Raw genomic sequence first — 25,066 nt, 5'->3', positions numbered from 1 at the left:
CCCCTCGACCAGCAGTCTCTTCAGCGGCCACGGCCACTACCCCCGTTCAACACCTGCGCCTCAATATCCTGCGCCGGACCTGGCAGGTCCGGTTTGTCCGGACACGTCAAGCCAACCACGGGCCTCTGACATTCCGTCTGCCGGGTCCGGTGCGGGCGGTCCCGCTTATGCGTTGAAGAAGGCCTTGAGGTCGTCGACGCGGTCGAGCCGTTCCCAGGTGAAGTCGGGATCGTCGCGGCCGAAGTGACCGTGGGCTGCAGTCTTGGCGTAGATGGGACGCTTGAGGTCCAGAGCGTCGATGATGGCGCGGGGACGGAGGTCGAAGATTTCAGCGATTGCGGCGCTGATCTTCGCCGGGTCCACGGTTTCAGTCCCGAATGTCTCCACATAGGTGCCAACGGGCCGTGCCTGGCCGATCGCGTAGGCAATCTGGATTTCGGCGCGCTTGGCCAGTCCGGCGGCCACCACGTTTTTGGCGACCCAGCGCATGGCATAGGCGGCCGACCGGTCCACTTTGGACGGATCCTTGCCCGAGAACGCGCCGCCGCCGTGGCGGGCCATTCCGCCGTAGGTGTCAACGATGATCTTGCGTCCGGTCAGGCCGGCGTCGCCCACCGGTCCGCCGATGACGAACTCGCCGGCGGGGTTGAGGATGTTCGCAACCCGGGAGATGTCCAGGTTCGCTGCGGCCAGTACCGGATCAATCACCATCGAGGCGAGGTCGGCCCGGAGCCGGGCCAGGCTGGTGCCTTCCGCGTGCTGGCTGGAGATGACTACGGTTTCGACTGATACGGGAACGTCTTTGTCGTAGCCCACCGTGACCTGGGTCTTGCCGTCGGGGCGCAGGTACGCCAGCAGGCCGGACTTACGGACCTCGGTGAGGCGTTCGGAGAGACGGTGCGCCAGCCAGATGGGCGTGGGCATGTACGACGGCGTTTCGTCACTCGCGTACCCGAACATCAGGCCCTGATCGCCGGCACCCTGGAGGTCGTAGTCGTCCTCCTGCCGGCCCTCGCGGGCTTCGAGGGAGTTGAAGACGCCGCCGGCGATGTCGTTGGACTGCTGCCCGATCGATACCGACACGCCGCAGCGGGCGCCGTCGAAGCCGTTCGCCGATGAGTCGTAGCCGATGCCCAGGATGGTCTCGCGGACGATCTGCGGAATTTCCACATAGGCGTCGGTGGTGACTTCGCCGGCAACATGGACCAGGCCCGTGGTGGCCATCGTCTCAACGGCAACCCGGGATTCCGGGTCTGCCGCGAGCAGGGCATCCAGGATGGCGTCGCTGATCTGGTCACAGATCTTGTCCGGGTGGCCTTCAGTGACCGACTCAGAGGTGAAGAGCCGGAGTGCGGGAGGCGTGGTCCCGTGGGTCTGGGGAATGTGCAGCGGTAAAGTCACTCAACTACCTTACTGGTTAGGACTCGGACGTCCGGCGGCGTGTGTCCCCGTGCTAAGGAAACGTGCCGCTCCTGGCGTCAGGCGCGGGGCGAAACGCGGTTCAGCTCGAAGCCGATCCGGGTAATGATGGCGGCCGAAACCTCGGTCTTGGTCCCGGCGGCCAGTTGTGGTTCGGCGCTGGAGCGGGCCAGGATGACTACGGAGTTGGTGTCCTGGCCGAAGACCTTGTCCGTGCCCACGTGGTTGAGCACCAGAAGGTCGCAGCCCTTGCGCTTCAGCTTCGCCTCCGCGTACGCCAGGACGTCGCCCTGCCCGTCGCCGGTTTCGGCTGCGAAGCCGATGATCAGTTGGCCGCGGCGGGCGGCCCCATACTCCGGGGCATGGTCCCGAAGTTCCACGAGTTCCTGGAGGATGTCGGGGTTGCGGACCAGCGTGATCACCGGGTCCGCAGTATCGTCGCGTTTTTTGATCTTGGTGCCGGAGATCTCGGCGGGACGGAAGTCGGCCACTGCTGCGGCCATGATTACGACGTCGGAATCCGCCGCCGCGGCCAGCGCTGCTTCGCGCAGCTGCAAGGCGGTCTCCACGGTCACCACTTCGACGCCGGCCGGCGGCGTGACCTCCATGTGGGCGGCGAGAAGCCGGACAGTTGCACCGGCATTGCGCGCGGCGACAGCCAACGCCACGCCCTGCTTGCCGGAGGACCTGTTCCCGAGGAACCGCACGGGGTCCAGGGGTTCGCGGGTGCCGCCTGCGCTGATGGTGACCGTTTTTCCGGCGAGGGGAAGCTGGTAGTCCGGTTTGCCCTGGGCAAGGGCCATGGCGGCATCAAAGATGGCTTCCGGCTCCGGCAGGCGGCCGGGACCGGTGTCCGCGCCTGTCAGACGCCCGCTGGCCGGGTCCAGTACGGCCACTCCCCTGCCCCGCAGTGTCTCCACGTTGGCCCGGGTGGCGGCGTGCTGCCACATCTCGGTATGCATTGCGGGGGCAAACAGTACGGGTCCCCGTGCCATCAGGAGTGTGTTGGTGAGGAGGTCGTTGGCCTGGCCGGTGGCTGCGCGTGCCAGCAGATCAGCTGTGGCAGGGGCCACCACGATGAGATCGGCCTCATGGCCGAGCCTGACGTGGTTGACCTGATGGACCTCGTCGAAGACGCTGTTGGTGACCGGGTTACCGGACAGGGCTTCCCAGGTTGCCACGCCGACGAAGCGGGTGGCCGCCTCCGTGGGGATCACCGTGACGTGATGTCCGGCTTCAGTAAAAAGCCGGAGGAGCGATGCCACCTTGTAGGCGGCTATCCCTCCCCCGACTCCGAGGACTATGCGCACGTGATCTCCGTCAACAGGTGAGTCTGCGTGGTCTCGTGACAGGACCGCTGCTTTACTCTGCGGCTTCGATCGGCGTGGAAACGAGCTTGCCTTCGTTGATCTCGCGCAGGGCGATGGACAGCGACTTCTCGTTCAGCTTGGTGTCGACCAGCGGGCCGACGTACTCGAACAGGCCCTCGTGCAGCTGGGCGTAGTAAGCGTTGATCTGGCGTGCACGCTTGGCGCCGAAGATCACCAGGCCGTACTTGGAATCAGCTGCCTCAAGCAGTGAGTCGATCGGCGGGTTGATGATGCCTTCAAGGTTCGTGGACACGAATTCTCCAAATTCTAACGGGCTGACCGGTACCGGCTAATCGTGCGGGTGCGGTGTCAGCCCCATGAGTGAAACAAGCTCGTCCGCTGCCCGGCGAACGTCATCATTGATGACGGTGTGGTCGAACTCCGGTTCAGCGGCAAGTTCTAGTTTAGCGGTTTCCAGCCGTTGCCGCTGTTCGTCGGCGGTTTCGGTGCCGCGGCCCACCAGGCGGCGCACCATTTCGTCCCAGCTGGGCGGTGCGAGGAAGACGAATTGCGCATCCGGGAGTGCCGCTTTGACCTGCCGGGCACCCTGCAGATCAATCTCCAACAGGACGGACCTGCCGTCGGCGATGGCCTGCTTGACGGTGCTTTTCAGCGTGCCGTAGGTGTTCTGGCCGTGGACCACGGCCCACTCCAGCAGCTCGCCGGCGGCAATCAGCGATTCGAACTCTTCCCTGGACTTGAAGAAGTAGTGGACGCCGTCCTGCTCCCCTGGCCGGGGTGCACGGGTGGTTGCCGAAACGGAAAGCCAGACTTCGGGGTAGTTATCCCTGATGTAGGTGGACACGGTGCCTTTGCCAACAGCCGTCGGACCTGCGAGGACTGTCAGTCCCGGTTTCTTGCTCACGTATTCCTTTGTGCCGGAGTTCGGATGGGGCGGACCGTGGCACGCCCTACTTCTCGTCTATAAAATCTACCAGCGCCTGGCGCTGGTGTATGCCCAGTCCCCGGACCCGCCGGGATGCGGCGATGCCCAGTTGCTCCATGATGGCCGCAGCCCTGACCTTGCCGATGCCGGGCAGCGCTTCAAGCAGCTCTGCCACCCGCATCCGGGCAAGGGCCTCGTCATCGCCGGCCGAACTGATGATGTCCGCAGCGGAGGTCTGGCCGTTCTTGAGCCGTTCCTTCGCCGCAGCCCTGGCTGCGCGGGCAGCCGCAGCTTTCTGCAGTGCAGCCGTGCGTTCCGACGCGGACAAGGGTCGCAGGCTCATAATGGACACCCCCGGTAAGACGGATGCATCCAAGGCGGCCGCCATTGGACTTGTCCAGAAACCTACCCCTTGGGGGGCGGCGAATCAATGCATCACGCCTGCATCGCACCTGTAGGGCAACATGGTGGCGCCTATTCGCCCCTGAGTCCGTCCAGGGTGCGCAGGGCTGCATCCCGGAGCCCCTGGGCCGCGGGACCGGCTGCCAGAATATCCCGGCTGGAGGTTCCCAGGACCTGGGGGTAGGCTGCGCCGAATGTCCTGCGCAGGTCTGCCGCGGTGGCACCCTGGGCGCCCAGTCCCGGGGCGAGGATGGGACCGCTGACGGCCCTGAGGTCCAGCTGCAGGTCGGACAGGGCCGAGCCCACCGTGGCCCCGACAACCAGGCCCACCGAGCCGAGCGGGCCGGGATAACGCCGGTTCTCAGCCGCTGCCGCCTCGACGATGCGCCGGGCCACGGAATCGGCTCCGCCGACGTGCTGCACCGACGCGCCTTCCGGGTTGGAGGTGAGCGCGAGGACAAACACACCGCGGCCGGTCTGCGCTGCAAGGTCCAGTGCGGGCCGGAGCGACTCGAAGCCCAGGTAAGGGCTGAGGGTCACCGAATCGGCGGCCAGCGGTGAACTGTCCCGGAGCCAGGCGTCAGCATAGGCGGCCATGGTGGAGCCAATATCGCCGCGCTTGGCGTCGGCGATGGTGAGCACCGACTCGTCCCGGGCCTCGGCAAGGAGTTCCTCGAGGACGGCCATACCCGCTGACCCGTGGCGTTCGTAGAGCGCCACCTGCGGCTTCACCGCGGCAGCGAGGGAACCGATGGACTCAAGAACTGTCAGCGAAAAGCGCCTCAGCCCGGCGGCGTCGTCGTCCAGTCCCCACGCCTTGAGCAGCGCCGGGTGGGGGTCAATGCCCACGCAGAGCGGCCCGCGGGCGGCCATGGCCGCGCCGAGCCGGGAGCCGAAGGACTCCCGGCCGGCGGCGGCACCAGGTGTGACGGACTCAGGCATTCTGCGCCACTGCTGAGTCGTGGGCAGCGTCCTGCGGAGCAGCACCCTGTGCGGCCGCATGCTGCGAGGCGGTCAGCGCCGCGGCGTGCTCCTGCAGGCTGGTTACCGACCATTCGTAGGTGCGCATGGCCTCGATCGCCTGGACGGCGGCGTTGAACTCGGCCACCGTGGTGATGCAGGGAATGCCGATGGACGTGGCCGCTGCCCGGAGTTCGTAGCCGTCGCTGCGGGCTTCGCCGCCGGACGGGGTGTTGAACACCATGTCGATCTCGCCGGCAATGACAAGGTCCGCGATGGTGCCTTCACCCTCGGCGCTGCTGCCCTCGGCGACCTTGCGGACCGGAGTGGCCTGGATGCCGTTGCGGCGCAGGACATCGGCGGTGCCGCCGGTGGAGACGATTTCGAAGCCGAGATCGGAGAGCCGCTTGACGCCCATGATGACCGAGCGCTTGTCCCGGTTCGCCACCGAGACAAAAATCTTGCCTTCGGTGGGCAACGCGTTGTTCGCCGCTGCCTGGCTCTTGGCGAAGGCGGTGTCGAAGTGCTTGTCGATGCCCATCACTTCACCGGTGGAGCGCATTTCCGGGCCGAGCAGCGAGTCCACCACCTTGCCCTCCGGGGTGCGGAACCGGCTGAACGGCAGGACAGCTTCCTTGACCGAGACCGGTGCGTCCAGCGGCAGCGTGGATCCGTCGCCGGTTTCCGGCAGCATCTTGTAAGCGGTCCGGAGCTGGTGGATGGTGACGCCGGTGCCGATCAGGGCGGCCGCCTTGGCCATCTGGACGCCGGTGGCCTTGGAGACGAACGGGACCGTGCGGGAGGCACGCGGGTTCGCTTCCAGGACGTACAGGACATCGGAGGCCAGCGCGAACTGGATGTTGATCAGGCCACGCACGCCCACGCCCTCGGCAATGGCCCGGGTGGCGGTGCGCACGCGCTCCAGGACGTTGTTGCCGAGCGTGATGGGCGGCAGGACGCAGGCGGAGTCACCGGAGTGAATCCCGGCTTCCTCGATGTGCTCCATGATGCCGCCGAGGTACATGTCGGTGCCGTCGAAGAGCGCGTCGACGTCGATTTCGACGGCGTCTTCCAGGAACCGGTCGATCAGGACCGGGTGGTCCGGGGTGATCTCTGTGGCGTTGGCGATGTAGCGGGAAAGGTTCGGCTCGTCGTACACGATCTCCATGCCGCGCCCGCCGAGGACATAGGACGGACGGACCAGGACGGGGTAGCCGATCTCGTCAGCGATCTTCTTGGCGTCCTCGAAGGAGACGGCGGTGCCGTTCTTCGGGGAGATCAGCCCGGCGTTGTCCAGGACGCGCGAGAATTCGCCGCGGTGCTCGGCGAGGTCAATCGCTTCCGGGGACGTGCCGAGGATGGGCACACCGGCGTCGGCCAGCTGCTGGGCAAGCTTCAGCGGGGTCTGGCCGCCAAGCTGCACAAACACACCCATCACGCCGCCGGTACGTTCCTCGGCCGCGATGACCTCCAGGACGTCCTCGAGGGTCAGCGGTTCGAAGTACAGGCGGGTGGAGACGTCGTAGTCGGTGGAGACGGTTTCCGGGTTGCAGTTGACCATCACGGTCTCGTAGCCGGCCTTGCGCAGTGCCATCGAAGCATGGACGCAGGAGTAATCGAACTCGATGCCCTGGCCGATTCGGTTCGGGCCCGAGCCCAGGATGATGATGGAGGGCTTGGAGTGCAGTGCAACCTCGTCCTCCTCGTCGTAGGACGAGTAGTGGTACGGGGTGTAGGCGGCGAACTCTGCGGCGCAGGTGTCCACCGTCTTGTAGACCGGACGGATGCCCAGGGCCTGGCGGACACCGCGGACCACGGCCTCGGAGTTGTGCGTCAGGGCTCCGATCTGTTCGTCGGAGAAGCCGTGGCGCTTGGCCCGCTGGAGCATCTCCACGGTCAGTGAACCTGCCTGGCGGATCTCGTGGGAGATCTCGTTCAGGAGCTGGAGCTGGTCAAGGTACCAGGGATCGATCTTAGTGGCTTCGTAGAGCTCCTCCACGCTGGCGCCGCCCAGGAGCGCACGCTGCACCTGGTGCAGGCGGTCCGTGGTGGGCCGCTTGGACTTTTCAATGAGCTCCGCGACCTCCCATTCGGGGACGGAGCTGAAGTCCAGCTGCGAACCCTTCTGTTCCAGGGAACGGAGGGCCTTCTGGAGTGCCTCGGTGAAGTTGCGGCCCATGGCCATCGCCTCGCCCACCGACTTCATGGTGGTGGTGAGGGTGTTGTCGGCGGCCGGGAACTTCTCGAACGCGAACCGCGGAACCTTGACCACCACGTAGTCCAGGGTGGGTTCGAAGGACGCCGGCGTCTTCTGCGTGATGTCGTTGGGGATCTCGTCCAGGGTGTAGCCGAGGGAGAGCTTGGTGGCGATCTTGGCGATAGCGAAGCCGGTGGCTTTGGAAGCCAGGGCGGAGGAGCGGGATACGCGCGGGTTCATCTCAATGACGACGACGCGGCCGGTGTCCGGCTCGACGGCGAACTGGATGTTGCAGCCGCCGGTGTCCACGCCCACCTCGCGGATCACGGCGATGGAGATGTCGCGCAGCCGCTGGTATTCGCGGTCCGTCAGTGTCAGGGCAGGGGCGACGGTGATGGAGTCGCCGGTGTGGACGCCTACGGGATCGAAGTTTTCGATGGAACAAACGACAACGACGTTGTCGTTCTTGTCCCGCATCATCTCGAGCTCGTATTCCTTCCAGCCCAGGATGCTCTCTTCCAGCAGGACCTCGGACGTGGGGCTGTACTGCAGGCCCTGTCCCACAATCCTGCGGAGGTCGCTCTCGTCATAGGCGAGGCCGGAGCCGAGGCCGCCCATGGTGAAGGAAGGCCGGACCACCATGGGGTAGCCCAGGTCCTCGGCAGCTTTGAGGGCCTCATCGATGGTGTGGATGATGTGGCTGCGGGCTGATTCGGCGCCGCAGCGTTCCACGACGCCCTTGAACTTTTCGCGGTCCTCGCCGAGCTCGATCGCGGCGATGTTCGCGCCGATGAGTTCGACGTTGTACTTCGCCAGGACACCGTTCTTGTCCAGGGCGATGGCGGTGTTCAGGGCCGTCTGCCCGCCCAGGGTGGGCAGGATGGCGTCCGGCCGCTCCTTGGCGATGATCTTCTCCACCACCTCGGGGGTGATGGGCTCGATGTAGGTGGCATCGGCGAACTCGGGGTCCGTCATGATGGTGGCGGGGTTTGAATTCACCAGGATGACCCGCAGGCCCTCCTCCTTGAGGACACGCAGTGCCTGGGTACCGGAGTAGTCGAATTCGGCGGCCTGGCCGATCACGATCGGGCCGGAGCCGATGACCAGGACGCTCTTAAGGTCAGTTCTCTTGGGCATTACTTGGTGTCCTCAGTCTTGGAATCGGTGGTGTTCTTGGCGTCGGCACGCTTTGCCGACAGGTTGGCAGTCCGCCCGTCGCGGGTGCCTTCCATGAGGTCGATGAAACGGTCGAACAGGTACGCGGCGTCGTGGGGGCCGGCCGCCGCTTCGGGGTGGTACTGGACGGAGAAGGCAGGGATATCGAGGCACGCCAGGCCCTCGACGACGTCGTCATTGAGGCTGATGTGGCTGACCTCAACGCGGCCGTAACGCTCCTCCGGAGCCTGGGTGGCGCCGTCGAGCGGTGCATCCACGGCGAAACCGTGGTTCTGCGAGGTGATCTCCACCTTGCCGGTGCGCCGGTCCAGCACGGGCTGGTTGATGCCGCGGTGGCCGTAGCGGAGCTTGTAGGTGCCGAATCCCAGTGCGCGTCCCAGGATCTGGTTGCCGAAGCAGATGCCGAAGTACGGGAGTTTCTCGTCCAGGACCGAACGGAGCAGCTTGACCTGCGCGTCAGCGGTAGCGGGGTCGCCGGGGCCGTTGGACATGAAGAAGCCATCCGGGTTGACGGCCTTGACATCCTCCAGCGTGGCGGTGGCGGGCAGGACGTGCACGCGGACGCCGCGCTCGGCGAAGCGGACGGGGGTCATGGCCTTGATGCCGAGGTCGATCGCGGCAATGCTGAACCGTGCCTCGCCTTCCCAGCCGTGGTCCTTGGGGTCCACGACGTAGGCCTCGTCGACGCTGACCTCTTCAGCGAGGCGGGCGCCTTCCATCGGGGCGCTGGCCAGGACAGCGTCAAGGAGTTCCTTGTCCGTGGCCTTGGCCGCCTCGCCGGAGAAGATCCCGGCGCGCATGGTCTTGTGCTCGCGCAGGTGCCTGGTGATGGCGCGGGTATCCACGCCCTGGATGCCCACAATCCCCTGCTCCACCAGTTCCTCATCGAGTGACCGCTCGGAGCGCCAGTTGGACGGGCGGCGGGCGGCGTCGCGGACGATGTAGCCGGCCACCCAGATGCGGCGTGACTCGGCGTCCTCGCTGTTCACGCCGGTGTTGCCGATGTGCGGGGCGGTCTGCACCACCAGCTGGCGGGCATAGGACGGATCCGTGATGGTTTCCTGATAGCCGGTCATGCCGGTTGCGAAGACCGCCTCGCCCAGGGCCTTGCCCTGCGCGCCGTAGCTGGTGCCGCGGAAAATGCGGCCGTCCTCCAGGACGAATGCCGCCGGGGTGGAAGGAGCCGAAGCCGCTGGGTTTGCTGTCACTGTTTCTGTCACTGTCTTACTTTCCACTATGGGGATCCTGGGAATGTTCCTGGTGGCCGGCGGCGATCAATTGCTGAAGGGAGTCATCGAGGGCCACTTTGTCAGCGGCCCGGCGGGTACGGAAGCCGGTATCGAGTTCGTGGTTTCCGAGGAGCCAGGTGAGGACGAGGAGGCCTTCCTTTTCCACAAATTTCCCGGCCATTCCGCTTTCCTGCCGGACCCCGGTCAGGCTGGCTGCCGGGATGTAAAGCGCCGGAGCGCCGGACCGGTCGAAGAGGACGCCGTGGGAGAACACGCTGAGGACAGCGTTGGTCCGGATGCCGAGGCCGTGCACGGCGATCCGGTCGAGCCAGTCCCCGGCGGTGGTGGAAGCAACGTACTGTCCCTCTGCGCGGGCCACTGGTACACCGGCGGCGTCCGGCACGGCAGGCAAAGGTTCGACGTCGGCCTGCCGCCTGAGGCGGTTGCGCCAGCCGATCCCGATCAGGACCAGAGCGACGGCGACCAGCGCCAGGGTGATGACCAAAGTGAGGGTCTGGTTGTTCATCAGGCGGCGCCTGCCGTTGACTCGGCCGGGTGCCGGTAGGGGGTGTTGAGCTTGCCGTCCAGGACGGTGGGGTGGCCTTTGTAGAACGTGGCCACCACCTTGCCCGGCAGCTCCAGCCCGGCGAACGGGGAGTTCCGGCCCATCGTGGCCATTTTCTCAGGATCCACTGTCCAGCGGGCGGCAGGGTCCACAAGGATGATGTTGGCGGGCTCGCCGGCTTCGAGGGGGCGGCCCTGATCGGACAGCCTGCCGATCTGCGCCGCCGCGGTGGAGGTCACCCGGGCGAAGTCGGCCCAGGTCATGAGGCCGGTCTCGATCATGGCGTGCTGGACCACAGACAATGCGGTTTCCAGCCCGGTCATGCCCATCGCGGCCTGCGCCCATTCGCATTCTTTGTGCTCGCTGGGGTGCGGGGCGTGGTCAGTGCCCACCACGTCGATGGTGCCGTCTGCCAGGCCTGCCCGGAGGGCCTGGACGTCAGCGTCCGTCCGCAGCGGCGGGTTGACCTTGTAGACGGGGTTGTAGCTGCGGACGAGGTTGTCCGTGAGCAGCAGGTGGTGCGGGGTAACTTCGGCGGTGACGTTGATGCCGCGCTGCTTCGCCCAGCGGATGATTTCCACCGAACCGGCGGTGGAAACGTGGCAGACGTGCAGGCGGGAGTTCACGTGCTGGGCCAGCAGGACATCCCGGGCGATGATGCTTTCCTCAGCAACGGCCGGCCAGCCGGTGAGACCCAGGACTGCGGACACCTCGCCCTCGTTCATCTGTGCCCCTGCCGTGAGCCGCGGTTCCTGCGCGTGCTGGGCCACGACGCCGTCGAACGCCTTGACATACTCCAGCGCACGGCGCATCAGCACCGGATCGTGGACGCAGATGCCGTCGTCGGAGAACATCCGTACCCGGGCGCGGGAGTCGGCCATGGCGCCGAGCTCTGCGAGCTGCTCCCCCGCAAGGCCCACCGTCACGGCGCCGACCGGGCGGACATCCACCCAACCGGCGGCGCGGCCCAGGCTGAAGACCTGTTCCACCACACCGGCGGTGTCCGCCACCGGCGTGCTGTTGGCCATGGCGTGCACGGCGGTGTAACCGCCCAGTGCAGCGGCACGGGTGCCGGTCTCCACGGTTTCGGCGTCCTCGCGGCCGGGTTCGCGCAGGTGGGTATGTACGTCCACCATGCCTGGCAGGGCCACCAGGCCCGCAGCCTCAATCACCGTGGCGCCGGCCGCGCCAGGGCTGGTTGCTGCGCCGGTCCCCCGGGCGACAATGACGCCGTTGCGGATCAGCAGGTCCTCGGCTTCGGAGCCCAGGACTGCCGCACCGCGGATCAGGTAGGTTCCGTTGTTCTCTGCCATCAGTGGCTCTCCTTGGTGGAATGGGCGTTCGCGTTGGCTGCAGTGGTGCGGGCAGCGCCCGCGGTGGCGGCTGGTTCGCGGGTGTCCCCGGAGAGCAGCAGGTACAGGGCGGCCATCCGGACCGACACGCCGTTGCGCACCTGCGCGAGCACGGTGGAACGGGGCGAGTCGGCGGCGGCGGCGGAAATCTCCAGACCCCGGTTCATGGGGCCCGGATGCATGATGATGGTGTCCTTCAGCCCCAGGCTGTCCAGGGTCCGGAGCCGGTTGTCATCGAAACCCCAGCGCCTGGAGTATTCGCGGGTGGACGGGAAGAACGAGGCGTTCATCCGCTCGCCCTGGACCCGCAGCATCATCACGGCATCCACCCCCTGTTCAAGGGTTTCGTCCAGGTTGTAGCTGACCTTGCACGGCCACTGTTCGACGCCGATGGGCAGCAGCGTGGGCGGTGCCACGAGGGTGACTTCCGCGCCGAGCGTGCGGAGCAGCCAGACGTTTGAACGTGCAACGCGGGAGTGCAGGACGTCACCGGCGATGGCAACGCGCATTCCGGCCAGGTCCGCGCCGATGGATCCGTTCCCGGCGAGTCTGGACCAGTGCCGGCGCATGGTGAAGGCGTCCAGCAATGCCTGCGTGGGGTGCTCGTGCGTGCCGTCGCCGGCGTTGATGACTGCGGCGTCGATCCAGTCGGTGGCTGCCAGCCGGTGCGGGGCCCCTGACGCCCAGTGGCGGATCACGACGGCGTCAGCCCCCATCGCTGCCAGTGTCTGGGCAGTGTCCTTGAGGGACTCGCCCTTGGAGACCGAGGAGCCCTTCGCGGCGAAGTTGATGACGTCGGCGGAGAGCCGCTTCGCTGCAGCTTCGAAGGAGATACGGGTGCGGGTTGAGTCCTCGAAGAACAGGTTCACCACGGTGCGCCCGCGCAGGGCCGGGAGCTTCTTGACTTCGCGGTCCCCTACTGCGGCCATCTCTTCGGCGGTGTCGAGGATGCGGACGGCGTTGGCCAGGCTGAGGTCTTCGGTGGAAAGCAGGTGTTTCACGCGCCGCCCTCGATGACCACTTCGTTGATGGCAGTGCCGTTGTCATCGGTGTCTGTCTCGGCGAGGCGGACCCGGACTTTCTCGGCGGACGAGGTGGGCAGGTTCTTCCCCACGTGATCAGCCCTGATGGGGAGCTCGCGGTGGCCGCGGTCGATCAGGACGGCCAGCCGGACAATCCGCGGGCGGCCGAGGTCGATCAGTGCATCAAGGGCGGCACGGATGGTGCGGCCGGAGTAAAGGACGTCATCAATGAGCACCACAACTTTGTTGTCGATCCCGGTCCGGGGCAGCTGGGTGGGAAGCGGTGGCCTGGTGGGCTGGTGTGACAGGTCGTCGCGGAACATGGTGACATCCAACTGGCCGACGATGGCCGCGGCGTCAACGGTGGGATCAGCGGCGGCGATCTTTTGCGCCAACCGGACTGCCAGCGGGTAACCGCGGCGAGGGATACCCAGCAGGACCAGGTCTTTGGACCCTTTGTTGGCCTCAAGGATCTCATGGGCGATTCGAGTGAGTGCACGGTCAATGTCCGCCTGGTTGAGGACAACCCTGGCTGGAACCGGTGCGCTGGTGACAGCAGTCAACTCTTGTCTCCCCTTTCCCCGCCTCACGGGACGGAATTAAAAAAGGATCATTTGCGTTTCAAAATTACCACACCGGCGGCGGCGCAATAGGCTTTCCAGTATGTCCATGCACCCTCACCCGCCCGATTCCGGCGAGGCCGGCCACGCCGGCCAACGTCCCGGCCAGCCGGGCCTGTCAGCAGAATCACAGGCTTATTTTCCCGGGCAGGCCAATCCCAGCTGGATGGGCCGGGTGGAGCCGGAGTATTACCGCCCGGCACCTGGCCATGCCGGCACTCCCCTTCCCTCCGTGGGCCCCGCGCTGGTGGGTGCGGGCGGTCCGGGCGGCGGCATGCGCTCGGCCGGCCTGGCGCTGATGGTGGGCGGTGCCGCCCTGGTGTTCCTGAGCCTGTTCCTGGTGGTGCCTTTCCTGCTGGCCAACACCGGGGTCAGCGGGTTCGCTGTGGGTTTCGTCGTCTCGCTGATCCCGCTGGCAGCCGTGCTCCTGACCGTCCACGCCATTGACCGGTGGGAACCGGAACCCAAGCGGCTCCTGTTTTTCGCCTTTACCTGGGGTGCGGCGGTCTCAGTCGCGGTCACCCTGCTCATCCAGCCGGTCTTCGCCCTGACCTTCCAGTTCAGCGACGTGGCTGATTTGCAGACGTACATGGCCACGGTCCAGGCGCCAGTGGTCGAGGAGTTCGCCAAGTCCCTGGGCCTTCTGGTGCTCCTGCTGCTGGCCCGGAAACACTTCGACGGTCCGGTGGACGGGGTGGTGTTTGCCTTCACCATCGCCGGCGGCTTCGCCTTCACGGAAAACATCCTCTACTTCGGGCGGGCCATCGCAGAATCAGCAAGCCCGGCAACCGACCTTGCCCAGATCTTCCTGCTTCGCGGAGTGATGTCACCCTTTGCCCACGCCATCTTCACCGGAACCACCGGCCTGATCATGGGCTACGCGGCCCGTCGCTGGCATTCAGGGGCCTCTGTGGTGGCATTTTTCGTGGGCCTGCTGCCGGCAATGATCCTCCATAACCGGTGGAACAGCATGGGCGAGGGGTTCCTGGTGGAGTACATCCTCATCCAGGTGCCGATCTTTGTCCTGGCCGTGGTGGCCGTCATCCTGCTCCGGGTGGCAGAAATCCGGCTCACGCGCCAGCGGCTCCTGGAGTACTCGGCTGCCGGCTGGTTCAGCCCCGCAGAGGTGGAACTGCTGGCCACGCCACGCGGCCGGCGGACTGCCCTGCATTGGGCGGCCGGCTACAACCGGCGGCCGCAGATGAAATCATTCCTGCACGCGGCCACCCAACTGGCCTTCATCAGGCAGCGGATCCTTAGCGGCCGGGACATCGGGTTGCACCAGGCCGAGGAGCAGCAGCAACTGCACCGGATCGTGGCACTGCGCGCCGCCGTCGCAGGCTGACTGCGCCGGCGTACGGAAAGGGACCGGCGCCCACCTCGCGGTGGACGCCGGTCCCTTTCTGCCGAAAAATGCTGCCTAGGCGAGCAGCGAAGGCTTCAGCTGCTGGAGCCGGCCCAGGAGGCCGTTGATGAACGACGGCGACTCATCAGTTGAGAGGGTCTTGGCCAGCGTCACTGCCTCACTGACCGCGACGCCGTCGGGAACGTCATCGTTGTACAGGAGTTCCCAGGTGCCGATGCGCAGGATAATGCGGTCCACCGACGGCATCCGCTCCAGGGTCCAGCCCTGGGAGTAGGTCTCCAGGAATTCGTCGATGGCGGTCTGCTGGGAAACCACGCCCTCCACGATTTCCAGGGTGTAGGGGTTGACGATCTGATCAGTCAGTTCGCGCCGGCTCCTGAGCACGTCGAAGGCCGACACCGATCGCTGTTCAGCTTCAAAAAGTACTTCCAGTGCCCTGTTACGGGCCTTACCGCGTGCGCTCACTACTCGCTGACCCGGCCGAGGTAGCTGCCGTCGCGGGTGTCAACCTTGACCTTGGTGTTGTTCTCGACGAACAGCGGAACCTGGATCTCGTAGCCCGTCTCCAGCGTTGCGGGCTTGGTGCCGGCAGAGGAGCGGTCGCCCTGCAGGCCCGGCTCGGTGTAGGTGATTTCGAGGACGACGCTCGGCGGGAGCTCAATGTAAAGGGGGTTGCCCTCGTGGATGGCGATGTTGACCATCTGGTTCTCGAGCATGAAGTTGGTGGCGTCGCCTACAGTGGCGCCTGAAACGGTGATCTGGTCGTAATCCACGGTGTCCATGAATACGTAGTCCGCGCCGTCCTGGTACAGGTACTGGTAATCGCGGCGGTCAACCGTTGCGGTCTCGATCTTGAGTCCGGCATTGAACGTCTTGTCCACAACTTTGCCGGACATCACATTGCGCATTTTGGTCCGCACGAAGGCGCCACCCTTGCCGGGCTTGACGTGCTGGAATTCGATGATGTTCCAGAGCTGGCCCTCGAGCTTCAGGACCGTGCCGTTCTTGATGTCGTTAGTGGTTGCCACTGGTTTCCTCTGGTTTCTAATGTCTGGTCAGTTGTCAGACGTTCTATGCCGGCCGGCACGCCCCACGGGGCGCCAGGCGCGTGTTTATCAAAAATCCAAGAACCATTCTACCGGTAGTTCAGGGGTGGCCTGCTTCGGGGGCCGCTCCGGTCTCCGCCGTGGGCCGGGAAAGGAGGCTCAGCAGGCCAGATCCAGGACGTCACGGGCGCGCCTCAGCGCCACCGTCGAGGAGTAGATCAGGCCGGCGTCGGCCGATTGGGCCACACGGAGGTCCAGCGCCCTGGCAAAGGCCTCCACGGCAGCGGCATTGTGGCCGGCCGTGTAGTGCACCCGGCCCAGGTACTGCAGGACCAGGGCTTCGCGGTCTGTTCCCTGGAACTCCGCCAGCAACTGACGGAACAGGTCCACCGCGCGGTCGGTGCGGTGGGTGATCCGCAGCAGCTCGGCCTCGCAGGCGCGCAGCTGGAAAGACTCCGGGTCCTTGAATCGGGCCTCTGCGAGCAACTCGGCCGCTTCGGACGGGTGCCCCTCGGCGATCAGGACGAAAACGCGGTCCGCGGGATCGGTGGATACCGTCAGCGCAGCTTCGCAGGCGTCCTCGTTGACGATCTCCGGCAGCAAGGACAACGGGTTGATCCTGATGCCGGGGAAGCCCGCCTCAGGCCAGTCGCCGGTGCCTGCGAGGTCGCCCTGCATCAGGAGGCGATTTCCTGGTAGGCCGCGAAAAGCAGCGACGTGTCCGGGACATCAAGGATGCCCGGTTTGGCGATGCCGTCCAGGACCACGAAGCGCAGCAGGTCACCGCGGGACTTCTTGTCCCGGCGCATGCCGTCCAGCAGCCCCTGCCAGCGGTCCCGCCGGTAGGTGACCGGGAGCCCCAGGGTGTCCAGGATGCTCCGGTGGCGGTCGGCGTCGGCATCGCTGAGCCGGCCCACGCTGCGGGCAAGCTCCGCTGCGAACATCATGCCCACTGACACCGCGGCACCATGGCGCCAGGAGTAGCGCTCCACGAGCTCGATGGCGTGGCCCAGGGTGTGGCCGTAGTTCAGGATCTCGCGGAGCCCGGATTCCTTGAGGTCCTCGGAAACCACTGTGGCCTTGACCGTAATGGCGCGTTCGATCAGCTCCCGCAGGGCGTCCGATCCCGGGTCTGTCGCCGCGGAAGGATCGCGTTCCACGAGTTCCAGGATGGCCGGATCCGCGATGAAACCGCACTTGATGACCTCGGCCATGCCGGAGATGATCTCATTGCGGGGCAGCGTTTTGAGTGTGTCCAGATCGACCAGCACTCCGGCCGGTGGGTGGAATGAACCCACCAGGTTCTTGCCTTCGGCCGTGTTGATGCCGGTTTTGCCGCCTACGGAAGCGTCCACCATGCCCAGCAGGCTGGTGGGCATGTGGATGACTTTCACTCCGCGGAGCCAGGTTGCCGCCACAAACCCCGCGAGGTCCGTTACGGCACCGCCGCCCACAGCGACGATGGCGTCCGAGCGGGTGAAGTCATTCTGGCCCAGGACCTGCCAGCAGAACGCGGCAACCTGGATGTGCTTGCCTTCCTCAGCATCGGGGATTTCTGCGGTCAGGGCCGTAAAACCGGCGGCGGCCAGCTCGTCCCGGACGGTGTCACCTGTCAGGCGCAGGGCCCGGGGGTGGATGACCAGGACCCTGCGGACCCGTTCCCCCAGCAGGTCCGGAAGGCTGCCAAGCAGTCCGCGGCCCACTACGACGTCGTAGTTCTGCCCAGCGGTCTCGCCGGTGACCTTGATGATTGTTGAATCGACGCTCACTGTTCAACTTCCTGTTTGGCGGCTGCGTAGTCGCTGAGCGCAACCTGCAGCCGATGTCCCAGCTCGGTGACCGAGCCGTGGCGGACGTCTATCACGACGTCGGCCAGCCGTTCGTAAACGGGCTTTCGGGTGGCAAATAGTGCGGACCAGCGGGCCATTCCATCCCCGGCGAGCAGGGGCCTGCCGGAGTTCCGGGCGATCCGGCTGGCCACGGTTTCCTCATCGCATTCGAGGTACACCACGGTGCAGCGGGCCAGGAGCTGCTGTGTTCCGGAATCCAGAACCGCTCCGCCGCCGAGCGAAATAACGGAGCCCGTACCTTCCGCGTGCTCCACGGCCGAGGCCACGGTACGGGCCTCGATTTCCCGGAAGGCATGCTCACCGCGGCCCGCGAAGATGCTGGCAATGCTGCCATGGGCCTCAACGACGAGGACGTCCGTGTCCACAAAAGGTACGTGCAGTAGCTGGGCAAGTTCCTGGCCAATGGTGGACTTACCCACCGCCATCGGCCCAATCAGGGCGATGGGCCTGTTACCCGGCACACCGGCTTTGCTGCCCCGGGGCACTAGTGGCCGATCGAGTCCAGGGATGCCGGAATGTTGTCCAGGTAACCCTTGATGTTGCGTGCGGTCTCAGCTACGGAGTCGCCGCCAAACTTTTCCGCGACGGCTTCTGCCAGCACGAGGGCCACCATCGCTTCGGCGACGACGCCCGCCGCCGGCACGGCACAGACGTCCGAGCGCTGGTGGTGGGCTTTCGCCGCCTCCCCCGTGCTGACGTCCACGGTGCGCAGGGCCCGGGGAACGGTGGCGATGGGCTTCATGGCGGCCCGGACACGCAGGACGTCTCCGATGCTCATGCCGCCTTCGATGCCGCCGGCACGGTTGGAGGTGCGGATGATTTTTCCGTCGGCGTCCTTGACGATTTCGTCATGGGCGGCCGAACCGCGGCGGGCAGCAGTGCGGAAGCCGTCGCCCACTTCAACACCCTTGATGGCCTGGATGCCCATCAGGGCAGCGGCCAGGCGTGAATCGAGGCGTCGGTCCCAGTGGACATAACTGCCCAGTCCGGGCGGCAACCCGTAGGCGAGGACCTCAACGACGCCGCCGAGGGTTTCGCCTTCCTTGTGCGCTGCGTCCACTTCGGCCACCATGGCGTCGGATGTCTCGCGGTCGAAGCAACGCAGCGGATCCGCGTCGAGCGCGATGACGTTGGCCGGGACCGGCAGCGGGCGGCCTTCGGGCACCGTCACGCTGGCGATGGAAACGGTGTGGCTGACGAGCTCAATGCCGAGGTGCTTGAGGAACTGGGCAGCCACGGTTCCCATGGCCACGCGGGTGGCCGTCTCGCGGGCGCTGGCACGTTCGAGAACAGGCCGGGCCTCGTCAAAGCCGTACTTCTGCATGCCGGTGAAATCGGCATGTCCGGGACGGGGACGGGTGAGCGGTGCATTGCGCGCCTGATCGGCGAGGACTTCGGGGTCAACGGGGTCAGCAGACATGATCTGCTCCCATTTGGGCCACTCAGTATTGCCCACCTGGATGGCCACCGGACCGCCCTGGGTGAGGCCATGGCGGACGCCGCCAAGGATGGTCACTACGTCCTGCTCAAACTTCATGCGTGCTCCCCGGCCGTAGCCGAGGCGGCGGCGGGCCAGCGAATCGGCGATCTGCCCGCTGGTGATTTCGACACCGGCAGGTACGCCTTCAATAATTCCCATCAGAGCCGGACCATGGGATTCTCCGGCTGTCAACCAACGCAACATAATTTCCATCCTGCCACGTATGGCACTCAGATCGCCCGTCGGGGAAGGCCGACTGCGTCACACATCACATCTATGACAGCTGCATTAACGTCCTCACCAAGGCCGGTGAACAGGCGCACCTGCTCCACCGCCTGGTACAGCAGCATCTCCAGCCCGGGAACCACCGAACCGCCACCGTCCTGCCACACGGCAGCGATGCGGCTGGGCCACGGATCATACGCAACATCGAGCAGCACGCCCGGCGTCCTGGTGCCCAGCGCGGCGATGTGCTGTGCAAGATGGTCGGCCCCGTGCGGCGGGAGGGTGGAAATGACGACGTCGGCGTGTGCGGTGGGAGCGGCGGCTTCGGAGAGAGGCCTAACGTCGATGGAGAGGCCGACGGCGGCCGCGGCGGCCCTGGCATCCCCGGCGCGGGCTGTGTCGCGGACGAACACCTGCGCATGCCTGGTTCCCAGATCCTTGAGCGCAGCGACGGCAGAGGCAGCCGTTCCGCCGCCTCCGAGGATGACTGCGTCAGGGCTTGCAGCAACCCCGGCGTTGACGACCGCGTTGACGATTCCGGCGACGTCAGTATTGTAGCCGATCCGCCGTGTCACGCCAAGGTGCTCCTCGAAGGCAACCGTGTTCACAACGCCGAGGGTCAGCGCGACGCCACGGACTTCGTCCACCTCCGCCACCATGCCGGTTTTCAGCGGCATGGTCACTGACAGTCCACGCCAGCCGTCTTCTGCCCTGATGCGGGCCATGAGGGCAGGCAATTCCTGCTCGGTGACGTCCAGGGCGGTGTAGCCGATGTCGGCGCCCAGCTTGGCGTAGGCCGCCAGATGAAGGGCCGGTGATTTGGAGTGGCTGATCGGATGGCCGAGAACGGCAGCCCGAGGGATCATGCGCACCGGCCCACGTTGGCCGTGCACCACGTGTTGTACTGCTCCACGTAGACATTGTGCTCGGCCAGCGTCCTGGAGAACTTCGTCTCCTTGGTGTCCAGGTTGATGGTCACCCAGTAAAGGTAGTCATTGGTCTTGGGCCTGGCGGCAGCATCGATGGCCGTCTTGCCCGGAGAACCGATGGGGCCCGGGGGCAGCCCGGGATTCGCGTAGGTGTTGTACAGGTTGGACTTGTCCTGGCGCTCCTCGTCCGTGAAGTTGAAGCTCTTCGTTCCGAGGCCGTACGTCACGGCTGAGTCGACCTGAAGGTAACCGTTGGTCTGGTCATTGGGCTTGAGCCGGTTGTAGATGGCCCCGGCGACGTCCCCGTACTCGGCCTGGCCGCCTTCGGCCTGCACGATGCTGGCCACGATCACGGCCTCGTACTGCTTGGCGGGGTCGGTGATGCCCTGTGCAACGAGTTCATCAACAGTGACCTTGACCAGGCTCTGCAGAATCTCCTTGGCAGGCGTGCCCAGCGGGAACCGGTACTCCCCCGGGGCAAGGAAGCCTTCGAGGTTCCTGGCATTGGCCGGGAGCCCGAACTGCGCCGGCGAATCGCTGAATTCCTTGAGCTGCTGCAGCGACACACCCGAACCTTCGGAGATTGCCTGCAGCGATTCGCCGATTCTCAGTCCGGCGCTCAGGGCGAAGTAGATCACCTTGCTCTTGTCTGTCCCGAGAAGGACGTTGACGGCGTCGGCGTTTTTCATCTCCATTTTGAAGGTGTAGTCCCCCGGCGACAGAACTCCGCCTGACGCGGCGAAGGCCTGCAGGAAGGTGTCAGCGTTCGCAACCACTTTCTCGTTTTCCAGTTTCGCGGCCATTGATCCGGTGCCTTCCCCTGGCGTCACCGACACGGTGACTTCGCCGGTGCCGGGCCCGGGGTAATCCGAGGGCTTGTCGTTGCCCAGCAACGGCTTGAGGAACTGTGCGCCGACTGCCACTGCTGTGACAAAAACGGCAAGTGTCAGGAAGAGGGCGAGGAGGCGGCGCCGGCGGCGGACCTTCTTGGACGGTCCGGGCACTACGTTTGCCCCTGCTGCGCCACCGATGAGGCCGGCCTCATGGTGGACCTCCGGGTGGTATCCGTCATGGGCATCGTCGTAGTAATGGCCGTCAGCGGACTGGTAGCCGGCATGCTGATCGCGGTCCTCGTGGGTTTCGTAGCCGGCATGGGGATCGTAGTCCCCATGGGCACCATGCTCTTCGGGCCACGCTTCGTCGCCGTGCGCGTCCGCTGTTTCCTGCGGCGCTGGCTCCACGTGCTCGATGGTTGGCGCGGATTCAGGAGCGGCCGGAATAACAGGCCCGGCTTCGGGAGCGGGAGCCCCTGCAGGTGCGGGAGCCGCCTCAGGGGCGGTCGCGGCACCAGGAGCGGGCGTCTGTTCGGGGCTCGCAGGAATCCCGGAATAGCCGGTGGGCACGGCCTGGTGTGAGTCCATTGCTTCCGGGTCATCGTGCCCGGTTTCGTAGGCCTGCTCGGGGACGACGTCGTTGCTTTCAGTCCGCAACGCCTTTTCCTGTTCGCGGAGTTCCTTGCGGGTCAGCGGCCTGGCACCATCGTTACCCATGGTGTCTGAGGCGTCGCCGTTATAGGACGGGCTCACTGTAGCCTTCCGTGTTCTGAGATCGAGACTGGTCTTCCGGGAAGGATTCGGCGCGCTCGGCTGCCGAAACGGCTCCGGAAGGCCGGTGTTCGGGCGGTGCGCCCACGCGGGTGCCAATGTCCGCTCCCCTGGCTTTTTGCATGTCGATGGCGTGCTGGAGAATACCGGCAGCCGCAACCTGATCCACCACTTTACGGTGGTTCCGGCTGCTCATGCCAGCTTCGTGAAGGTTCCGGTGGGCGGTAACGCTGCTGAGGCGCTCGTCCACCAGGTTCACGGGAACGTCAATGCCGCGGCCGGCAAGCGCTGCCACCAGCAGTTCCGCGTAGTCGGTTGCCATGCGGGCGGACGCGTGTTCCTCGCCCTTCATGGTCCGTGGCAGCCCCACAATGACCTGAACGGCGCCGAGTTCCTCCGCGAGCGAGGCGATGATCCGCACGTCGGAGTTTTTCTTGGCGTTCCGGTCCAGGGTCTTGTACGGAGTGGCCAGGATGGCTTCGCGGTCGCAGACCGCCACGCCTACCCTGACCGTGCCCACGTCTACCCCCAGTTTGATTCCCTGGGGGTAGCCGCCGGCTGAATGTGCTTGTGTCACTGGATCCTTATCGCCCGGAAATTGCGTCCACAACGGCGGCCAGCGCCGGTGCGACCTTGCTGGCGTCCGTGCCACCGCCCTGGGCAACGTCGTCTTTTCCGCCGCCACCGCCGCCGAGGATTCCCGCGGCAAGGCGGACCAGGGCGCCGGCCTTGACCCCGGCCTCCCGTGCGGCCTCGTTGGTGGCCACCAGGATCATGGGCCGGTCGTTGCTGACACCTGCCACGGCCACCGTGGACGCCTGTGAACCGAGCCGGTTCCGCAGGTCCAGGGCGAGGTTGCGGACGTCATCGGCGCCGCCGATCTGGCCGGCGTCGTGCGCGATGACCTTGACTCCGGCAGCGTCCTTGGCGGTACCCACCAGGCTGGCTGCAGCTGCGGAGAGCTGGTCCTTCCGCAGGCGGTCGAGTTCTTTCTCCGTCGCCTTGAGCTTGTTCAGGGTGCTGGCAATCCGGTCGGCGAGCTGGCCTGAGGGGACCTTGAGCAGTTCAGTCAGTTCGGTCACCAGGGCACGTTCGGCAGCGAGGTGGCGGAAAGCGTCCATGCCTACAAAGGCCTCGACCCGGCGGTTTCCTGAACCGACGGACTGTTCGCCCAGCAGCGACAGGCTGCCAATGAGGGAGGTGTTGGCCACGTGCGTGCCGCCACAGAGCTCACGGGACCAGGCGCCGTCGATTTCCACAACGCGGACCTCGCTGCCGTAGTTCTCGCCGAACAGCGCCATGGCGCCCAGGGCTTTGGCCTCGGCGAGCCCCATGACCTTCGTGTCCACCCGGTAGTTGTTGCGGATGGCGAGGTTGGATACTTCCTCGATCTCGGAGCGGGTGGCGGCACTGAGGCCTTCGCCCCAGGCAAAGTCGAAGCGCAGGTAGCCTGCCTTGTTGAAGGAGCCGCGCTGGGTGGCTTCCGGCCCGAGGATCTGGTGCAGTGCGGCGTGCACAATGTGCGTGCCGGTGTGCGCCTGCTCGGCAGCGTGGCGGCGTTCCCGGTCCACGGCAGCCTTCACCAGGACGTCCGAGCCGATCTCACCCTCGCGGACAATGGCCTTGTGGACGCTGAGTCCCTTCAGCGGGCGCTGGACGTCGAGGACCTCGACTACAAAACCGTCACCGGTGATGAGCCCGGTATCGGCAGCCTGGCCACCGGCTTCGGCGTAGAAGGGCGTCTCGGCGAGGACGAGTTCAATTTCGTCGCCCGTCGACGCCTGCGCCACCGGCCGTCCGCCGCTGAGGATCCCGCGGACCCGTGATTCACCGTCCAGATCGGTGTAGCCGGTGAACACCGTCTCGCCCTGGCCAAGGAGTTCCTGGAAGGCGCTGAGATCGGCGTGGCCGCCCTTTTTGCCCTTGGCGTCTGCCTGGGCGCGGCGGCGCTGTTCAAGCATCAGGCGGCGGAACTCGGGTTCGTCCACCTTGAGCCCGGCTTCCTCCGCCATTTCCAGCGTGAGGTCGATCGGGAAACCGTAGGTGTCGTGCAGGGCAAAGGCGTCGGCGCCGGAAAGGGGCTGTCCTGCCGCCTTGGACTCCGTGACGGCGTCCTCAAGGCGTGCGGTGCCCGAGGCAATGGTGCGCAGGAAGGCCCGCTCCTCGGCGTAGGCGATCCGGCTGATGCGGTCGAAATCGGTCTCCACCACCGGGTAGACACCCTTCATGGCGTCGCGGGAGGCGGGCAGCAGGTCCGGCAGGCAGGCCTTTTCGACGCCGAGCAGGCGCATCGAGCGCACTGCGCGGCGGATAAGGCGGCGCAGGACGTAGCCGCGGCCTTCATTCGAGGGGGTCACGCCGTCGGCAATCAGCATCAGGGCCGAGCGGATGTGGTCCCCCACGACGCGCATCCGGACGTCGTCCGTGTGGTGCGGATCATCAGGTGTTTCAGCCGAGGTGTATTCCCGGCCGGACAGCTCCGCTGCCTTGTCGATCACAGGCCGGACCTGGTCGGTCTCGTACATGTTCTCGACGCCCTGCAGGATCATGGCGAGACGCTCCATGCCAAGGCCGGTGTCGATGTTCTTCTTGGGCAGTTCGCCCACGATGTCGAAGTCGTCCTTCGAGCGGACGTTGTCGATCTGGTACTGCATGAACACCAGGTTCCAGATCTCGACATAACGGTTCTCGTCAGCCAGCGGACCGCCTTCAACGCCGTACGCGGGTCCCCGGTCGTAATAGATTTCCGAGCAGGGGCCAGCCGGCCCGGGCTGGCCGGTGTGCCAGTAGTTGTCCGCCTTACCCATCCGCTGGATGCGCTCAGCCGGAACGCCGGTGTTCTTCAGCCACAGTTCCTTGGCCTCATCGTCCTCTTCATAGACCGTCACCCACAGCCGTTCGGGCGGCAGTCCGTACCCGCCATCGTCGACGCTCTTGGTGAGCAGCTCCCACGCGAATTTGATGGCGTCTTCCTTGAAGTAGTCGCCGAAGGAGAAGTTGCCGCACATCTGGAAGAAGGTGCCGTGGCGGGCGGTTTTGCCGACTTCCTCGATGTCACCGGTGCGGATGCACTTCTGGACGCTGGTGGCGCGGGCGTAGGGCGCTTCTTCGCGGGCCGTCAGGTAAGGGATGAACGGGACCATGCCGGCCACCGTGAACAGCAGTGAGGGGTCGCTGGAGACCAGCGAGGCGGAGGGAACGGCGGTGTGGCCTTTGCTGACAAAAAAGTCCACCCAGCGCTTTGTTATCTCCTGCGACTTCATGAGCTGATTACATACCCTTCTTGGTTCACGCACGGCGGCGTGACAGATTGATTCAGACAGCGGTTCCGGCAGACCGTTCCGGAAAGTCCGAACCGCTGGTTTAAT

Annotated in this window: 23 protein-coding genes; 1 reads left to right on the top strand and 22 read right to left on the bottom strand. The window is 65.8% G+C overall.

What is annotated here, in order from left to right; all coding sequences use genetic code 11:
• Positions 1-165 precede the first annotated feature (165 nt).
• From metK to pyrR, 12 genes are all read right to left on the bottom strand, one after another.
• Complete coding sequence (gene metK / locus AC1MCA_RS19760) at positions 166-1,401, bottom strand: methionine adenosyltransferase (RefSeq protein ID WP_479800025.1); 1,236 nt, start codon at positions 1,399-1,401, stop codon at positions 166-168.
• A gap of 77 nt (positions 1,402-1,478) precedes the next feature.
• Positions 1,479-2,729, bottom strand: a complete 1,251-nt coding sequence (gene coaBC, locus AC1MCA_RS19755; RefSeq protein WP_479800024.1) for a bifunctional phosphopantothenoylcysteine decarboxylase/phosphopantothenate--cysteine ligase CoaBC — start codon at positions 2,727-2,729, stop codon at positions 1,479-1,481.
• Between the two features lie 52 nt (positions 2,730-2,781).
• Entirely contained in the window at positions 2,782-3,042 is a 261-nt protein-coding gene (gene rpoZ / locus AC1MCA_RS19750) for a DNA-directed RNA polymerase subunit omega (RefSeq protein ID WP_003800778.1), read from the bottom strand.
• 36 nt (positions 3,043-3,078) lie between these two features.
• A complete protein-coding gene (gmk, locus tag AC1MCA_RS19745) occupies positions 3,079-3,654 on the bottom strand; it encodes a guanylate kinase (protein WP_479800023.1) in 576 nt (191 codons plus the stop codon).
• A gap of 46 nt (positions 3,655-3,700) precedes the next feature.
• Positions 3,701-4,018: an integration host factor, actinobacterial type gene (mihF, locus tag AC1MCA_RS19740; RefSeq protein ID WP_181365034.1), complete on the bottom strand. Its 318-nt coding sequence runs from the start codon at positions 4,016-4,018 to the stop codon at positions 3,701-3,703.
• A gap of 131 nt (positions 4,019-4,149) precedes the next feature.
• Positions 4,150-5,019, bottom strand: a complete 870-nt coding sequence (pyrF, locus tag AC1MCA_RS19735) for an orotidine-5'-phosphate decarboxylase (RefSeq protein ID WP_479800022.1) — start codon at positions 5,017-5,019, stop codon at positions 4,150-4,152.
• Entirely contained in the window at positions 5,012-8,371 is a 3,360-nt protein-coding gene (gene carB, locus AC1MCA_RS19730) for a carbamoyl-phosphate synthase large subunit (RefSeq protein WP_479800021.1), read from the bottom strand. Before carB ends, pyrF begins: the two co-directional genes overlap by 8 nt.
• On the bottom strand, positions 8,371-9,654 hold the full coding sequence (gene carA / locus AC1MCA_RS19725; protein WP_479803478.1) for a glutamine-hydrolyzing carbamoyl-phosphate synthase small subunit: 1,284 nt from the start codon (positions 9,652-9,654) through the stop codon (positions 8,371-8,373). Before carA ends, carB begins: the two co-directional genes overlap by 1 nt.
• A complete protein-coding gene (locus AC1MCA_RS19720; protein WP_479800020.1) occupies positions 9,635-10,165 on the bottom strand; it encodes a PH-like domain-containing protein in 531 nt (176 codons plus the stop codon). Before AC1MCA_RS19720 ends, carA begins: the two co-directional genes overlap by 20 nt.
• Complete coding sequence (locus AC1MCA_RS19715; RefSeq protein ID WP_479800019.1) at positions 10,165-11,517, bottom strand: dihydroorotase; 1,353 nt, start codon at positions 11,515-11,517, stop codon at positions 10,165-10,167. Before AC1MCA_RS19715 ends, AC1MCA_RS19720 begins: the two co-directional genes overlap by 1 nt.
• Positions 11,517-12,557: an aspartate carbamoyltransferase catalytic subunit gene (locus tag AC1MCA_RS19710; RefSeq protein WP_479800018.1), complete on the bottom strand. Its 1,041-nt coding sequence runs from the start codon at positions 12,555-12,557 to the stop codon at positions 11,517-11,519. The genes AC1MCA_RS19715 and AC1MCA_RS19710 overlap by 1 nt, the downstream gene beginning before the upstream one ends.
• Positions 12,554-13,141, bottom strand: a complete 588-nt coding sequence (gene pyrR, locus AC1MCA_RS19705; protein WP_108600072.1) for a bifunctional pyr operon transcriptional regulator/uracil phosphoribosyltransferase PyrR — start codon at positions 13,139-13,141, stop codon at positions 12,554-12,556. The genes AC1MCA_RS19710 and pyrR overlap by 4 nt, the downstream gene beginning before the upstream one ends.
• Positions 13,142-13,241: 100 nt before the next feature.
• Between pyrR and AC1MCA_RS19700 the strand changes: the two genes are divergently transcribed.
• Positions 13,242-14,543 carry a PrsW family intramembrane metalloprotease gene (locus tag AC1MCA_RS19700; protein ID WP_479800017.1) on the top strand — a complete coding sequence of 434 codons (1,302 nt, stop codon included), beginning with the start codon at positions 13,242-13,244 and terminating at the stop codon, positions 14,541-14,543.
• 75 nt (positions 14,544-14,618) lie between these two features.
• Here the strand turns inward: AC1MCA_RS19700 and nusB are convergent, their stop codons facing one another.
• From nusB to alaS, 10 genes are all read right to left on the bottom strand, one after another.
• Entirely contained in the window at positions 14,619-15,029 is a 411-nt protein-coding gene (nusB, locus tag AC1MCA_RS19695; RefSeq protein ID WP_479800016.1) for a transcription antitermination factor NusB, read from the bottom strand.
• A complete protein-coding gene (efp, locus tag AC1MCA_RS19690) occupies positions 15,029-15,592 on the bottom strand; it encodes an elongation factor P (RefSeq protein WP_108600500.1) in 564 nt (187 codons plus the stop codon). The genes nusB and efp overlap by 1 nt, the downstream gene beginning before the upstream one ends.
• Before the next feature lie 177 nt (positions 15,593-15,769).
• Positions 15,770-16,288, bottom strand: a complete 519-nt coding sequence (locus AC1MCA_RS19685; RefSeq protein WP_479800015.1) for a tetratricopeptide repeat protein — start codon at positions 16,286-16,288, stop codon at positions 15,770-15,772.
• Positions 16,288-17,379 (bottom strand): 3-dehydroquinate synthase, encoded by a 1,092-nt coding sequence (aroB, locus tag AC1MCA_RS19680; RefSeq protein ID WP_479800013.1) that lies wholly within the window; start codon positions 17,377-17,379, stop codon positions 16,288-16,290. The genes AC1MCA_RS19685 and aroB overlap by 1 nt, the downstream gene beginning before the upstream one ends.
• Positions 17,376-17,921: a shikimate kinase gene (locus AC1MCA_RS19675; RefSeq protein ID WP_479800011.1), complete on the bottom strand. Its 546-nt coding sequence runs from the start codon at positions 17,919-17,921 to the stop codon at positions 17,376-17,378. The genes aroB and AC1MCA_RS19675 overlap by 4 nt, the downstream gene beginning before the upstream one ends.
• A gap of 23 nt (positions 17,922-17,944) precedes the next feature.
• The gene (gene aroC, locus AC1MCA_RS19670; protein WP_479800010.1) at positions 17,945-19,144 is read right to left on the bottom strand and encodes a chorismate synthase; all 1,200 of its coding nucleotides are present in this window, start codon (positions 19,142-19,144) and stop codon (positions 17,945-17,947) included.
• Positions 19,145-19,170: 26 nt separating this feature from the next.
• A complete protein-coding gene (locus AC1MCA_RS19665) occupies positions 19,171-20,031 on the bottom strand; it encodes a shikimate dehydrogenase (protein WP_479803476.1) in 861 nt (286 codons plus the stop codon).
• Positions 20,028-21,644, bottom strand: coding sequence for an endolytic transglycosylase MltG (gene mltG, locus AC1MCA_RS19660; protein ID WP_479803474.1), 1,617 nt, complete (start codon positions 21,642-21,644; stop codon positions 20,028-20,030). The genes AC1MCA_RS19665 and mltG overlap by 4 nt, the downstream gene beginning before the upstream one ends.
• A gap of 19 nt (positions 21,645-21,663) precedes the next feature.
• Positions 21,664-22,275 (bottom strand): Holliday junction resolvase RuvX, encoded by a 612-nt coding sequence (gene ruvX / locus AC1MCA_RS19655; RefSeq protein WP_479800008.1) that lies wholly within the window; start codon positions 22,273-22,275, stop codon positions 21,664-21,666.
• A 7-nt stretch (positions 22,276-22,282) separates the two neighbouring features.
• A complete protein-coding gene (gene alaS / locus AC1MCA_RS19650) occupies positions 22,283-24,961 on the bottom strand; it encodes an alanine--tRNA ligase (RefSeq protein ID WP_479800007.1) in 2,679 nt (892 codons plus the stop codon).
• Between the last annotated feature and the right edge of the window lie 105 nt (positions 24,962-25,066).

The sequence above is a fragment of the Arthrobacter sp. BK1 genome (assembly GCF_056680055.1).
This window is presented reverse-complemented; position numbering and strand designations above follow the sequence as displayed.